Source organism: Christiangramia sediminicola, from assembly GCF_031344135.1.
In the GTDB taxonomy this organism is placed as follows: domain Bacteria; phylum Bacteroidota; class Bacteroidia; order Flavobacteriales; family Flavobacteriaceae; genus Christiangramia; species Christiangramia sediminicola.
The window spans coordinates 415,314-429,994 of the sequence record NZ_JAVJIU010000002.1 but is presented as its reverse complement, the minus strand read 5'-3'; the positions used below and the strand labels follow the sequence as shown (position 1 = coordinate 429,994).

The 14,681-nt window shown below is 36.2% G+C and carries 14 protein-coding genes; 4 read left to right on the top strand and 10 right to left on the bottom strand.

The genetic code is table 11. From position 1 onward, the window contains the following. Nucleotides 1-27 precede the first annotated feature (27 nt). Together aroB and RE431_RS05840 are read left to right on the top strand one after the other, a co-directional pair. Nucleotides 28-1,098, top strand: a complete 1,071-nt coding sequence (gene aroB / locus RE431_RS05845) for a 3-dehydroquinate synthase (RefSeq protein WP_309561030.1) — start codon at nucleotides 28-30, stop codon at nucleotides 1,096-1,098. Between the two features lie 90 nt (nucleotides 1,099-1,188). Beyond that, nucleotides 1,189-1,494 carry a hypothetical protein gene (locus tag RE431_RS05840; RefSeq protein ID WP_309561029.1) on the top strand — a complete coding sequence of 102 codons (306 nt, stop codon included), beginning with the start codon at nucleotides 1,189-1,191 and terminating at the stop codon, nucleotides 1,492-1,494. A gap of 48 nt (nucleotides 1,495-1,542) precedes the next feature. On the opposite strand, the gene RE431_RS05835 is transcribed toward RE431_RS05840, so the two are convergent. The 6 genes from RE431_RS05835 to RE431_RS05810 all read right to left on the bottom strand — a co-directional run bounded on the left by RE431_RS05835 (nucleotide 1,543) and on the right by RE431_RS05810 (nucleotide 8,107). Further along, a complete protein-coding gene (locus RE431_RS05835; RefSeq protein ID WP_309561028.1) occupies nucleotides 1,543-2,091 on the bottom strand; it encodes a type 1 glutamine amidotransferase domain-containing protein in 549 nt (182 codons plus the stop codon). A 98-nt stretch (nucleotides 2,092-2,189) separates the two neighbouring features. Next, nucleotides 2,190-3,200: a YihY/virulence factor BrkB family protein gene (locus RE431_RS05830; RefSeq protein ID WP_309561027.1), complete on the bottom strand. Its 1,011-nt coding sequence runs from the start codon at nucleotides 3,198-3,200 to the stop codon at nucleotides 2,190-2,192. Next, a complete protein-coding gene (locus RE431_RS05825; protein ID WP_309561026.1) occupies nucleotides 3,200-3,718 on the bottom strand; it encodes a DinB family protein in 519 nt (172 codons plus the stop codon). The genes RE431_RS05830 and RE431_RS05825 overlap by 1 nt, the downstream gene beginning before the upstream one ends. Continuing rightward, complete coding sequence (locus tag RE431_RS05820) at nucleotides 3,719-6,292, bottom strand: phosphoenolpyruvate carboxylase (protein WP_309561025.1); 2,574 nt, start codon at nucleotides 6,290-6,292, stop codon at nucleotides 3,719-3,721. Nucleotides 6,293-6,387: 95 nt separating this feature from the next. Continuing rightward, the gene (locus tag RE431_RS05815) at nucleotides 6,388-6,867 is read right to left on the bottom strand and encodes an Lrp/AsnC family transcriptional regulator (RefSeq protein WP_089664830.1); all 480 of its coding nucleotides are present in this window, start codon (nucleotides 6,865-6,867) and stop codon (nucleotides 6,388-6,390) included. 73 nt (nucleotides 6,868-6,940) lie between these two features. Further along, nucleotides 6,941-8,107, bottom strand: coding sequence for a M14 family zinc carboxypeptidase (locus tag RE431_RS05810; RefSeq protein ID WP_309561024.1), 1,167 nt, complete (start codon nucleotides 8,105-8,107; stop codon nucleotides 6,941-6,943). Nucleotides 8,108-8,387: 280 nt separating this feature from the next. On the opposite strand from RE431_RS05810, the gene RE431_RS05805 reads away from it, so the two are divergent. Further along, on the top strand, nucleotides 8,388-8,810 hold the full coding sequence (locus RE431_RS05805) for a helix-turn-helix domain-containing protein (protein ID WP_309561023.1): 423 nt from the start codon (nucleotides 8,388-8,390) through the stop codon (nucleotides 8,808-8,810). 31 nt (nucleotides 8,811-8,841) lie between these two features. Then, a complete protein-coding gene (locus RE431_RS05800; protein ID WP_309561022.1) occupies nucleotides 8,842-9,219 on the top strand; it encodes a DNA topoisomerase IV in 378 nt (125 codons plus the stop codon). Here the strand turns inward: RE431_RS05800 and mscL are convergent. From mscL to RE431_RS05780, 4 genes are read right to left on the bottom strand one after another with little or no spacing between them, the layout of a single operon-like run. Further along, nucleotides 9,216-9,662: a large-conductance mechanosensitive channel protein MscL gene (mscL, locus tag RE431_RS05795; protein WP_309561021.1), complete on the bottom strand. Its 447-nt coding sequence runs from the start codon at nucleotides 9,660-9,662 to the stop codon at nucleotides 9,216-9,218. The two genes, RE431_RS05800 and mscL, sit on opposite strands and share 4 nt — an antisense overlap. Continuing rightward, nucleotides 9,662-12,301: a DNA gyrase/topoisomerase IV subunit A gene (locus tag RE431_RS05790; RefSeq protein WP_309561020.1), complete on the bottom strand. Its 2,640-nt coding sequence runs from the start codon at nucleotides 12,299-12,301 to the stop codon at nucleotides 9,662-9,664. The genes mscL and RE431_RS05790 overlap by 1 nt, the downstream gene beginning before the upstream one ends. Next, nucleotides 12,301-12,795 (bottom strand): hypothetical protein, encoded by a 495-nt coding sequence (locus tag RE431_RS05785; protein WP_309561019.1) that lies wholly within the window; start codon nucleotides 12,793-12,795, stop codon nucleotides 12,301-12,303. The genes RE431_RS05790 and RE431_RS05785 overlap by 1 nt, the downstream gene beginning before the upstream one ends. Further along, the gene (locus RE431_RS05780; RefSeq protein WP_309561018.1) at nucleotides 12,792-14,654 is read right to left on the bottom strand and encodes a DNA topoisomerase IV subunit B; all 1,863 of its coding nucleotides are present in this window, start codon (nucleotides 14,652-14,654) and stop codon (nucleotides 12,792-12,794) included. The genes RE431_RS05785 and RE431_RS05780 overlap by 4 nt, the downstream gene beginning before the upstream one ends. Nucleotides 14,655-14,681 lie beyond the last annotated feature (27 nt).

Here is a 14,681-nt window from a genome sequence, read left to right as displayed (position 1 = left end):
AATTTCGACCGCATAAATATTAATACTATGAGTGATTTACCGGCCTCTCTGGATTCTGTAATCTATGCGGAAAAAGGATATTCCAGACTAAACGATTTCTTGAAGGAAACTCCAGCTTCAAAGGTTTTTATTCTTGTAGATAGCAATACGCATCAATATTGTCTTTCTAAATTTTTACAGAATATTGAAAGTAGCGTTACAACTGAAGTAATTGAGATTGAAGCCGGCGAAGAATTTAAAAATTTGCAAACCTGCGAAGGTGTATGGAATGTGCTTTCAGAGCTGGAAGCCGACCGCAAGAGCCTGATGATCAATCTTGGCGGAGGTGTTGTTACAGATCTTGGTGGCTTTGTTGCCTCTACTTTTAAGCGTGGTATCAAATTCATTAACATCCCTACTACCCTACTTTCTATGGTAGACGCTTCGGTTGGAGGTAAAACAGGCGTTGATCTCGGTAATCTGAAAAATCAAATCGGGGTTATCAATCAGCCGGAACTTGTATTAATAGATTCTTCTTATTTAGCCACCTTACCTCCACAGGAAATGAGGAGTGGCCTGGCAGAAATTATGAAGCACGGGCTTATTGCTGATGAAGACTACTGGAATAAGGTATCAGATCTTTCAACATTAGACCTTTCAGATCTTGACGAGATCATTGAAACTTCGGTAATTATCAAAGGCAAGATCGTAGAGAAAGACCCTTTTGAACAGAATATCAGAAAGAATCTTAATTATGGTCATACACTTGGTCACGCCATAGAATCTTACTGTCTAACCCATTCAGAAAGGAAAAAACTTTTGCATGGGGAAGCCATTGCAGCAGGAATGATCCTTGAAACTTATCTTTCTGCTCAATTAAAAGAATTTCCAGAAGAAAAACTGAAGCAGATCTCAAAAGTATTTAAGAAGATGTATGGGATTGAAGATTTTTCAGAATCTGATATAAAGGAAATAAAACAACTCATGAAATTCGATAAGAAAAATGAGCGCGGAAACATCAATTTTGTGCTCCTTAATGATATTGGTAAGCCTGTTCAGGACGTAACTGTGCCAGATGAGCTTATCGATAAAGCATTTGAATTCTACTCAACAAACTGAATTTGAATCGATTAAAAAATAAGATATTATCTATTTAAGTATTGTGTCTGATTTATTTTTTTATTTATACTTGCATAAACCAATGAAACTATGAAAAGAATAATCGTAGATTACAAAAAGCTCACTCCGGAGATCTTAGGATTACTTGTAGAAAAGTACCCTGATGGCTATGATGACGACCAGGTCATTTCTTTCAAAAACGCGAAAAACGAAACGGTAGATGCTGTTGAAGTGAGAACCGAAGACACGGTTTACCTTGTAAAAGTTAGTACTCGTTTAGAAAATACCATGGCGAACTTTGATGAGGACGACTACGATGATTCAGAATATAACGACCCTATCGTTGACATTCCTGAGAAGTCTGAAGACGCTGAGGATGAAGACGAAGACAAATAAAAAAAGGGACGCAATTGCGTCCCTTTTCTTTTTTCTTAATCAAATATCTTAGGCATGTTGTAAATCATGTTTTCCTTCTTTGATTTCTTCAATCACTTTCGCATTGAATGCTGGAAGATCATTTGGATTTCTACTAGTTACCAATGCTTCATCTACCACCACTTCTTCATCTACCCATAGTGCACCTGCATTTTCCAGGTCCTTTCTTATTGAATTAAAAGATGTCATTGATCTACCTTCTACAACATCTGCACTAATAAGTGTCCATGGAGCATGGCAAATCGCTGCTACCGGTTTACTTTGCTTAAAGAAATCTCTAACAAAAATTAGAGCTTTTTCCTCTCTTCTCAGCGTATCAGGATTAATTACTCCTCCTGGAAGAACCAGAGCATTATAATCTTTTGCAGATACTTCTTCTAAAGTCTTATCTACGTCATATTCTTTTCCCCAATTGTCTTTATCCCAGGACTTAATTTTACCTTTTTCCAGGCTTACCACTTCCACTTTGAAGCCTTCCTTTTCCATCGCTTCCTTTGGAGATGATAATTCACTTTCTTCAAATCCATGCGTTGCTAAAATTGCAATTCTCTTTTCCATAATAATTCTATTTTTTTCTTTTGATAAAGATAAAAACTGTCTTAGGGAAAGTATATTAAGGCTCTACTAAAAATGGACTGAATTCAGTTAAAGCTTTATTAAGTGGATGACGAATCATTCTCATTGGCCTTCTCTTCATCGATATCCAAATAAGATTTAAGCCTATCTACGATGTATTTCTCTTCTTTAAGTTGAACACGACGCTCTTCCAATTTTTCCATTTCCTGATAGATTGCCGGTTCACCAAATCTGTTCGGTTCTACTTTCTCCTTTTTGATCAAAGCATACTGAACGGTAAATTCAGCACCAAAAAATAGAATAAGGCAGGTGTAGTAGACCCAGAGTAAGATTAGAACTACAGAAGATGCTCCCCCATAAACCGAAGCCGGTTCACTCTGTCCAAAATAAAAACTTATAAGCCACTCTCCAATCAAAAAGAGGATAGCGGTTAAGGCTGCACCTGTATAGGTCGTTCTTAGCCTGATTCTGATGTCTGGCAACAACTTAAAGATCATGGCGAATAACGTTGTAATAAATATGAAGGACAATACAGAATTAGCGGCATGCACTGCAAATTCTGTAATATTAGGTAATATCACTTCTACCCTTTCTGAAATCAATTTCATTACTGCAGAAACAATAAGGGCGATTAATAAGAGTAGCCCAATCACGAAAACCATTCCTAAAGAAATAACCCGGTCTAATACTAACCTGAAGAAATTAGTTCTTTTCGCCGCTACATTCCAAATATTGTTCATTGCGATCTTCAGCTGAAAGAAAACTCCGGTAGCACCAAAAACAAGCATGGCCAAACCAAAGATCACCGCTAATGTAGAATCCTGAGATAGTGCGGCGCTCTCTATCATTCCTTCAATTGCCTTACTGGCATCCACACCAATAAACTGACCTATCTGTCCGGTAATTCTACCTTGCACAGCTTTACGTCCAAAAAAGTAACCGGCAATACTTACAACGATGATCAATAATGATGGAAGAGAGAACAATGCATAATATGCAATAGTCGCACTTCGTGCATAGGGCTCATTTTTATCCCAACTTACGTAGGTATTCTTGAGTAGTTTAAAAAAGATTTTTAGTGAACTAAGCATCAAAGATACTTATTGGTGATCACTTCTTTATGATGTAATGCATGCCCGGCCATTATATAACCAATGGCCCTGGGCGTTGCATTCATATCATTCATATTCCCATTTACTTTCAATTTATCTTCAGATAAACTCTTATATAAGTATAAACAGGATTCTCTCACGCATTTAAATTCTGCGATAAGATCTTCTGGTTCTCTGTTTTCAGCATCAGAATTTAACACATAGATATCATGATCAAAACCTGGCAAGGGGCCATTCTCATTTCTGGCAAAGCATAAAGCTCGATACTGGAAAATACGTTCTGTATCTATAATATGCTGAACCATTTCCAGAATGCTCCATTTTCCTGGTTCGTAGCGATAACTCCACCTGTCTTGAGGAATGGTCTTTAAAAATTCACTGAATTCCTTAGTGTTTTCCTCAAGGGTCTGAATTAATTCAGCGTCATCAGGGATACGATTAATATATCCCCAATAAAATTCTCCAATTTCACCATTGGTAAGTTTTGATTTGATCATTTATGCTGAATTTCTGCTTGCATTAATATTTCCGTAGAGTGAACGAGTTACCATTTTTTCAAAGGTTTCTAACTTCTCCCCTGCTTTCTCGGGATCTTTGCTTAACTCCTGAACCATCCTTAAAGCGTGCTGCTGAATGGTTAGTAATGGTAATACAATTCTTTCTCTTGCCTGAATTGAAGCTCTACCTGCAGGTTGATTCTGCATTAGAATATCATATCCAGTAACTTTTAGAAGCATTTTCTTAGATCGTTCAAACTCCTCATGAATAAGTTTCCAGAATTCTCCAAACTCCTCATCGTTCTTCATATAAGCAGTTAAAGGAAAGAAAGATTTGGTAAGGCTCATCATACTATTTTCCAGAAGTGTTCTAAAAAATTCAGAGTTTTCATAAAGCTGCTTCACTTTATCAAAATTACCTTCTTTATCTAATTTCTCCATTGCTGTACCAACTCCAAAAAATCCAGGTACATTTTGCTTTAATTGACTCCAACTTCCCACGAAAGGAATAGCTCTAAGGTCTGAAAGATTAAGTTCAGCCGATTTATTCCTTTTTGAAGGTCTACTACCAATATTGGTTTTAGCGTAATATTTCAACGTACTCATTTTCTCGAGGTAAGGAATAAAACGAGGATGTTTTTTAAAGTTCGTATAGGTCTCATAACTGATCTCGGCAAGATCGGTCATGGTTTTCCTGTCTTCATCGCTCAAAGCATTCTTACCGTTGCTGAAAATTTCATTTGCCACACCTGAACTCAATAATTGCTCAAGGTTATACGTACATGAATCTTTAGTTCCAAAATTTGAACTAATTGTTTGTCCCTGAACAGTAAGCTGAATTTCTTCATTTTCAATGGTTGGACCTAATGAAGCATAGAATTGGTGAGTTTTCCCTCCACCTCTTGCCGGCGGTCCTCCTCTACCATCAAAAAAGACAACTTTAATTCCGTATTCTCTTGAAATTTTAGTCAGAGATTCTTTTGCCTTATAGATACTCCAATTGGCCATTAAATAACCACCATCTTTGGTACCATCACTAAAACCTAACATGATGGTTTGCTTATTGCCTCTTCGCTCCAGGTGTTCTTTATATACAGGATTCGTATATAATTGCTCCATAACATTGTGAGCATCCTGTAGATCTGGAACTGTTTCAAAAAGTGGAATTACATCTACGCTTGGTTTTTCCCAGCCAGTCATTCTAATAAATGAAAATGGTTGTAAAACCCCCTGTACACTTCCGCAGTTACTAATAATATAACGATTGGCACCTAACTCTCCACTTTTCTCCTGAATTTCCTGCATAGCATAAATCGAAGAAATAGTGGATTTCGCCATTCCATCTTCCATCTTCTCAGGATCGATCTTTGCCTGAACATTACTCAGTAAATCAATCTGCTCTGAATCGCTTAGCTCGTTGTAATTTGAAGGAATAAGATCTGGATGAAGTTTACTTATTTCTTCCAGAACTTCCTGGTGAATGCTTGAATCCTGACGAATATCCAGCGTCGCAAAATGATATCCGAACAGGTGTACTTTATTAAGCATATCATCTACTTCATCGATAAATAATGACTGATGTTTATCTACAAGTATTTCTCTGATATTTTGAAGTTTAGACTTTAAATCTTCAAGCGATAGTTTAATACTTCCTGATTTTGAAACTGCTGAATCATAAAGTCCTTTCTCAATTTCGGTCATTAATTCATGAACTTCTCTAAAGGTTAGTCTTCTCTTTAATTTTCTGATATCCCTATAATAATTTAGGAGAATGGTTCTCCTAAGTCTTTTCGCCACTCTTAAAGTGATTTCAGTAGTCACAAACGGATTCCCATCACGGTCACCACCAGGCCAGAATCCTAAATTAATCACCTGATTTCCTACATCCTCACCATCAAAAATATTCTGCTGAATATAATTATGGATCTTACTGGCACTCTGGTAGAATACATTCTCGAAATACCAGATCAAACTTACCGCTTCATCATAAGGTGTTGGTTTTTCCTTTTTAAAGAAAGGTGTTTTCCCTAGCTGAGCCAGCAATTGCTTTATCTTGACAAGATCATTTTTCTGAATGGCTTTATCCAGGTCTGTAATAATCCCCAGAACTGTTCCAGGATAAAATTGTGTTGGATGTGCTGTAAGCGTTGGTCTAACATTGAATCGCTTTAAGTACTCCTTAAGCTCTCCAACTTTTTGTTTGGCCTCAGCTTCTTCCTTTACACTTCTTAACGTACCGCGACCATCCATATTATTTACTATAGAGAATGAAGCATCTTCTATCGCATCAAATAATACGACCTGTCTTTCTATGTATTGAATAAATCTAAAAAGAAGACCTACTTTCTCTTCTTCTGAAGGATCTTCTCCATATTTATCAAAAAATCTATCTACGATCTGCGAAGGATTTTCGTTGTTTTTAAATCCTGTCTCGCAAATTTCCTGAAACAATGGTAATAAAGCTCCCGTTTTTCTAATGTCATCATACGGCAGGGTTAAAAATATACTGTTATAAACCTGGTATTTTGCAAGCACGTTATCATTAAATCTATCTAATCTTGGTTCTCTGTGCATAATTAATTTTTAGGGTGGTCAATTATTTTAAATTTATAAAAAAACCCTTTAAACAAAGCAGTCTAAAGGGTTCTTTAATATAAGTTTAGGACTGCCTACATATCTTTAAAAATAGAATGCATCAGTCTCTTTTTGTCATTGATACTCTCTTCCAGAGAGATCATAGTTTCTGTTCTATATACTCCTTCAATATCATCTAACAAAAAGATAATATCTTTTGCATGCTGCGTGTTCTTAGCACGAATTTTACAGAATACATTGAATTTGCCAGTAGTAACGTGGGCAACAGTTACAAACGGAATTTCATTGATTCTTTCAAGAACAAATTTTGTTTGAGAAGTATTTTTTAGAAAAACACCTACATACGCGATGAAGGCATATCCAAGTTTTTTATAATCCAGAGTTAAAGAGGAACCTATAATAATCCCTGCTTCTTCCATTTTCTTAACTCTTACGTGAACCGTACCGGCAGAAATAAGAAGTTTTTTAGCAATATCAGTAAATGGAGTCCTAGTATTCTCGATCAGCATATCAAGAATCTGGTGGTCTGTTTCGTCTAATTTAAACTTGGCCATTTTAAAGTTCTTTTTTTTAATGAACTTCAAAATTAATACAAAATCATTGAATTATTGACAAATAATTGGATATTTATCGGAGTTTAACCTCTAATTCCTCATTATTTAAGATAATTTTATTAACTATAACGTTTTCGATAATTTCTGAATTATCTGGAAGTTTTATTGTATTTTCCTCAGCGTCAATTTCTCTATGTCCGTAATTCGAAATTTCAGGGGCTATTTTTTCAATTATCGGCACAAATTCAATCTTCTCCCCTTTTCTCAACTCTTTGAATTGAATACTAACATCCCTTATTTTTCCTTTAACCGAGGCATTGCGTATAATGAGATCATTAAATAACTTCCTATTTTCAGGAATTTTAAAATACTTCTCGTAATCTGAAGTATCAATACCTGACTTTGATATTTGACAAATTGCAGATATCAATGCCCGAAAAACCTGCATCCTGGTTTCTTCTCTTTCATAATCATCCTTTGAATGTCCAGCCTCAAACAAAATTGTTGGTGTTGAGAGATTCTGGAAGGTATCGCCGGCGCAATTAATATTAAACCCGTCATCATACCTTCCTATATGACCTGAAAGAAACTCGTCTAGATCTTCAGCAATTTTGGCAATAACCGCCATGCTTAACCTTCTACTTTCATCTATATTCCTCTCCTCATCCTTAGAAGGAGTCAAAAATGACAAAGTAGCCGTCTTCGGGACATCTCCCGCGCTAAAAATAGTTCGCTGGTCGTGTAGATTCAGACAGAAATCAGGTTTAAACTCATAATATATTTTCTTTAGTAATTTACTTTCCGGCTGACTCAGGTCCTGTAAATCTCTGTTTAGATCTATAGAATTAGCATTTACGCGAGTATATGCCTTAGCTCCATCTGGATTTAAAATAGGAATTATATATAAAGTGCAGGAATTTAAGATCTCTAAACCCAATGAATTTTTATCATCCAGAGAAAGGAAGTTTAAAAGGTCGAACACTGCTTTTGTGGTCGTAGACTCATTGCCGTGCATTTGAGACCAGATCAAAATCTTTCTTTCTCCATTCCCAATTTGGAATTTATAAATAGATCTACCTTCAACCGATTCTCCAATTTTTTCAGATGGAAATATATTCTCAAGTTTTTTCCGAACAATATTCAGATCTCTATTTGCAACATATCTACCCGAAATTTCATTGACTTTTATCCCGGTATAAAAGTCACTTTTAAATACTTCTTTAAGCTGCTCATTCTTCATGTTTACAAAACTAAACAATGTAAATTTTACAATTGTAAACAGTTAAAATTTATAATACTATACACAAATGTAAACAGCGGTCGCGATTTACTAGATCTTGATGATGGAATTTTTCCAATAAAACAATTTTAAATTTATAATTAACATGTTTCTAGTTATTTAGGCTTATTTATCTAACCTTATTATTTAATCAAATACAAAATGTTTACAGATGTAACAGTGTACTCTTGTAAATATTATTTACATTTGTAAATACAATTCACAATTCAATTTTGTTACAATGGTAAACACTGATAAATTCTCTGCAAGGCTCAATAAGATCCTGGAATATTATGATATTTCTGCAGCGAGCTTTGCTGATAAAATTGAAGTTGGCCGCTCTTCCATCTCACATATTTTATCGGGACGAAATAAACCGAGTCTGGACTTTGTAATGAAGGTGGTTAAGAATTTTCCAGAGGTCGAGTTATACTGGTTGCTAAATGGAAAAGGTTCCTTCCCTTCCAATTTAGATTCTAATTCAGAACAAAATGTAGTTAAAAAAGAGCAACCTAAAAATGAGTCTCTGCCGAAAGAAAATATTCAGGAAGCATCACAAGAGAAATCAAATGCTGTAAATTTTCTTCCAAACCGATCTGGCAAACAAATTCAAAAAATTGTGATCTTTTATACAGACGGAAGTTTTGAAGCCTTTGAAAATTGATAATCCCGTTTAAATTGAATTATTTTGCAGCATGAAACGAATTATTCCATTTGCCGCTATATTCCTATTTTATTCTTGTTTCGATGCTGAAAGAAACTGTGAAGATTTTAAGACTGGAACTTTTGAGTTTGAAACCTATATTAATGGTGAATTACAAACTTCACGTTTTATTAGAAATGATAGTATAGAAATAGAGAAATATCAGGGCAAGACCGATACTTCGTCCATTAGATGGATAAATGACTGTGAATATATCCTGAAGAACCTTAATCCCAAAGGTATGGCTGAAGAAAAGCCAATACATATTAAGATCCTCACCACTAAGAATAATAGCTATAAATTCGAATACGGCCAGGTTGGCGATCCGAAAAAAGCAAGAGGAGAAGTTATAAAGGTTTCAGAAGATTAATTCTGGCGTTGCTTCAGTAATTTATTCTGCTCTTCCATTAGATCGTTAAGGTTAGACAGCAACTCAATATCCTTTGGAGTAACCACCTTATCGTTTTTAGGATCCTGGGCCTTATTTCTAAAACGATTCATGAATTTCACTACAAGGAATACCACAAAGCCAATTACCAGAAAATCTACCAGGGTTTCTATTAGCAGACCGTAACCTACAGCTACTTCCTCCACAAAACCTGGTTCTCCTTTTACACCAACACTATCCTGCAGAACAACTTTCCTATCAGCGTAATTAACGCCATTGGTAAGCATACTCAATGGCGGCATGATGATCTGTTTCACCAGGACATCAACAACCTTGTTGAAAGCGGTACCTATAATGATACCAACCGCCATATCTATCATATTGCCTTTAACGGCAAACTCCTTGAATTCTTTAAGTATTCCCATTATTCATCAAATAAGGATGGCTGATCATCAGACTTTGATTTCTTGTCCGGAGCTTTTATGCTACCAGATTTGATATCTTCTCCTGTGATCTCATCTGAATCTTCCTTTTCTATTTCTTCAGTTTCCTCAATCTCTTTTTCATAAGGCATAGGATCCAGAAGGTTTATTTGATTAACTTTTTCTGAAGTCAATTGATTTCCAAGAGCCTTTATACCTTTTATCGAAATAAAATCTTCCAGGTTCACTACTTCGTTTTCACGACGTTCCTTGCCCTTTGGCTTAGTATAAACGATCTCCGCCATTGGGTAATAATCTGTAGAAACCATTTCCAGGAAAGAATCTTCATGATCTGAAATAAATTTCTCCTCTTTATCTGGATGTTCAATCAGGAATCGTTTTACGTAATAACGTTCTTTCTCCGGTTCCCAATAGATAGCAGATACAGGTTTATCCTTGATCCATTTCTCTAAAACGATGATCTCTTCGTCAAATCTTGTGGTAAGCTCAGGCTTAATGGTTTTAGCAACCCCATCCTGTGTGATGATCAATAATCTGTCTTCACCTTTAAATTCTCCAAGTAATTCACCACGTTCATCAACATTAAGTCTTTTCACCGTGTCGTCGAACCAGATCCTTCTAGGTTTCAAAGTCGAAACTCCTTCTTCCTTAAGTTCTATTCTTTTTACTGAATATTTGGTGACTATATTTCCTTTTACATTTCGTCCTTTGATAAGGATCTCGGCAAAATCCAAGTCAAATTTTACTTTTCTAATGCTACCTACCTGACGTAATAATACTGTAACAACTTCTGCCTCTCCATTTGGATTTGCTGAAAAATACAGTACTTTGGAATCTTTTTTACCCTGACTAAGATCATACTCTCGATCTCTGGTGACTGATGTTACGGCAAATCTTTTCACATAAGTATTCCCCGCCTTACCATCACGGTAAACCATATTATAGGTGGTTCGTTTGTCTTTTTTCTTGAAGATCGCAACATGGATGATGTCTTTGCCAATAAAAGTCTTGGTATCGACTTTTGTCACCATCATCTTACCGTCTGCCGTAAAGCAGATCACATCATCAATATCTGAACAATCAGTTACGTATTCATCTTTCTTAAGAGAAGTACCAACAAAGCCTTCAGCCCTATTTACGTAAAGCTTGGTATTTCGAATAACAACTTTAGTCGCTTCGATATCTTCAAATAACCTGAGCTCAGTTTTTCTTTCTCTTCCTGTGCCGTAATCTTTCTTTAATTTTTTGAAATAGTCTACCGCAAAATCTACAATATTATCAAGGTGATGCTTTACCTTGGCGATATCTCCTTCCAGAGCATCGATCTTTTGCTGAGCCTTATCAATATCAAATTTAGAGATCCTTTTAATCCTGATTTCAGTCAATCGAACGATATCTTCTTCAGTAACAGCTCTTTTTAAATGCTTTGTATGCGGTTTTAAACCTTTATCAATTGCCTGTATTACACCTTCCCAGGTTTCTTCCTCTTCAATATCTCGATAAATACGATTTTCAATAAAGATCCTTTCCAATGATGCAAAATGCCATTGTTCTTCAAGTTCATCGAGTTTGATCTCTAATTCCCTTTTTAGAAGATGAAGGGTATGATCTGTAGATCTGCGCAAAACATCTGAAACCCCCAGGAAAACCGGCTTATGATCGATAATCACACAACCTAAAGGCGCTAATGAGTTTTCACATTGAGTGAAAGCATATAAGGCATCAATGGTTTTATCTGGTGAAATGTTATTTGGTAAATGAATTAGGATCTCTACATCTGCAGCTGTATTATCTTCGATCTTTTTTATCTTGATCTTACCTTTATCATTCGCTTTCAGAATAGAATCGATAAGACTGGAGGTATTCGTTCCGTAAGGAATTTCATTAATTACGAGTGTATTTTTATCCAGCTGATTTATTTTCGCTCTTATTCTTACTCGTCCGCCACGTTTACCATCATTATAGTTTGAAATATCTGCAATACCACCAGTTGGAAAATCTGGGAAAAGCTTGAAAGTCTTTCCTCGTAAATGCCTGATAGAAGCATCAATAAGTTCATTGAAATTATGCGGAAGAAACCTGGTACTTAAACCAACTGCAATACCTTCAGCTCCCTGAGCCAGAAGCATAGGGAATTTTACCGGAAGATTTACAGGTTCCTGTTTTCTTCCATCATAAGAAAGTTGCCACTCGGTAAGCTTAGGACTAAAAAGAACTTCAAGAGCAAATTTTGAAAGTCTCGCTTCAATATAACGAGGTGCCGCCGCACGGTCACCAGTTAGAATATTTCCCCAGTTACCCTGAGTATCTATAAGAATATCCTTTTGACCTATCTGAACCATGGCATCACCAATACTGGCATCACCGTGAGGGTGATACTGCATGGTATGCCCAACTATATTTGCAACTTTATTGTACCGACCGTCATCAAGATCTTTCATAGAGTGCATGATACGACGCTGTACAGGTTTAAAACCATCTTCTATTGCAGGTACCGCTCGCTCAAGGATTACATATGAAGCATAATCCAGGAACCAGTCTTTGTACATGCCGGTTACCTTTATAAGTTCTTCTTTATTTTCAAACTGCTCGTCCTGAGCTCCTTCTTGGTTTTCTTCCATTAGGCAGTTGGTTTAGGAACGGTTTGTAATACTTTGTTCAAAGAATCAACCATTCCCCTTTTCTTTTTTCGGGTTAAAAATGTGGTATTGAAAGTGTATTTTCTATAGCCCCTTTTTCTCTTGGATCTAATATAGATAGTCAAAGCTGAATAGATCCCAAAATCAACGAACTTGAATTTCCCCAGTTTTCGCTTCGGAAATTCAGCCCTCTTTACTCTATACTCCATAAATTTGGAGAAAAAGACACCATTATTTTTAAAATTTAAAGTTTCTCCATCGCTGTCAAAATCAAATACCTGACCGATTCGATGAACATATAAACCAATTAGTAGAGTGACAATATTCGGAACAAAATGACTAAAACTTAACTCCTGTTCTGTTTCAGTAGACGCCATGATCTCTATGTTCACGAAAATATTAGTGACAAATACCGCAACCAGTACGATATAAATAGACGGTATTATTTTAACCTCGCTTTTATTGGTAAATCTCATATGCCAAGCTCTTCAACAAGGTCAAGTTCAACTTTCAGGTTGTCAATAATGAATTCCTGACGGTCTGGTGTGTTTTTACCCATATAGAAACTTAGCATTTCTTCAATAGACTTATCCTTATCTAACATTACCGGATCCAGACGAATGTCTTCCCCAATAAAATGCACGAATTCATCTGGTGAGATCTCACCCAAACCTTTAAATCGTGTGATCTCTACTTTTCCGGATAGTTTCTCTATGGCCTGCTTACGCTCCATCTCACTGTAACAATAGATCGTCTCTTTTTTGTTACGCACTCTGAATAACGGTGTTTGCAGAATATATAAATGGTTTTCCTTGATCAGTTCAGGAAAGAACTGAAGAAAGAAAGTAATCAATAATAACCTGATATGCATTCCATCCACATCGGCATCTGTAGCGATCACAATATTATGATATCTAAGATCTTCCAGAGAATCTTCAATATTTAAGGCCGCCTGAAGAAGATTAAATTCTTCATTTTCGTAAACGATCTTTTTCGAGAGTCCGTAACTATTCAAAGGTTTACCCTTTAAACTAAATACGGCCTGAGTAACCACATCCCTACTTTTAGTGATGGAACCACTTGCCGAGTCACCCTCGGTGATAAATAAAGTAGTTTCCAGGCAACGTTCATGTTTACTGTCGCCAAGATGCACTCTACAGTCTCTTAATTTTTTATTGTGAAGGCTTGCTTTTTTAGCCCGGTCTTTCGCCAGTTTTCTAATTCCCGAAAGGTCTTTACGTTCTCTTTCAGCCTGCAGAATTTTCCGCTGAAGATTTTCAGCAGTTTCTGCATTCTTATGGAGATAGTTATCAAGATTTCTTTTTACAAAATCATTGATATACGTTCTTACCGTTGGAAGTTTCCCTCCCATATCTGTAGAACCTAATTTAGTTTTCGTCTGACTTTCGAAAACCGGTTCCATTACTTTTATACTAATTGCCGCAACAATAGATTTTCTAATATCACTGGCTTCATAATTCTTTCCGTAAAATTCCCGAATGGTTTTTACTACTGCTTCTCTAAATGCTGCTAAATGAGTACCACCTTGAGAAGTATTCTGCCCATTCACAAAGGAATGGTATTCTTCACTATATTGAGATTTACTATGTGTAATGGCGACTTCAATGTCATCTCCACGAAGGTGAACAATAGGATATAGCATGTCATCTTCACTGATGCTATCACCAAGAAGATCTTTTAAACCATTTTCAGAATAGAATTTTTCACCATTAAAAACTATGGTCAATCCAGGATTGAGATACACATAATTCTTAAGCATTTTTTCGATGTACTCATTTCTGAACTTGTAATTCTTGAAAATGACCTCATCTGGAACAAAAGTGATCTTGGTACCTCTTCTACGTGAAGTTTCATCAAGATGTTCTTCGTCTTTTAATTCTCCCTGCTCAAATTCAGCAGCGTGACTTTTTGAATCTCTTGAAGATTCCACGCGGAAATATGAAGAAAGTGCATTTACCGCTTTGGTACCAACACCATTAAGACCTACAGATTTTTTAAAGGCACGGGTATCATACTTACCACCGGTATTCATTTTAGAAACCACATCCACCACTTTACCTAGTGGAATTCCCCTACCATAATCACGAACGATAACGCGTTGGTTCTGAACAGAGATCTCAATGGTCTTCCCTGCTCCCATCACAAATTCATCAATACTATTATCAATAACTTCTTTTAGAAGAATATAAATCCCGTCATCCTGACTGGAACCATCACCAAGCTTCCCGATATACATCCCGGGACGCATGCGAATATGTTCTTTCCAGTCTAATGACCGAATATTATCTTCGGTATATTTAGTATTCTCGCTCATAGGTAGTAATGGAGTTATGGCCTAAAT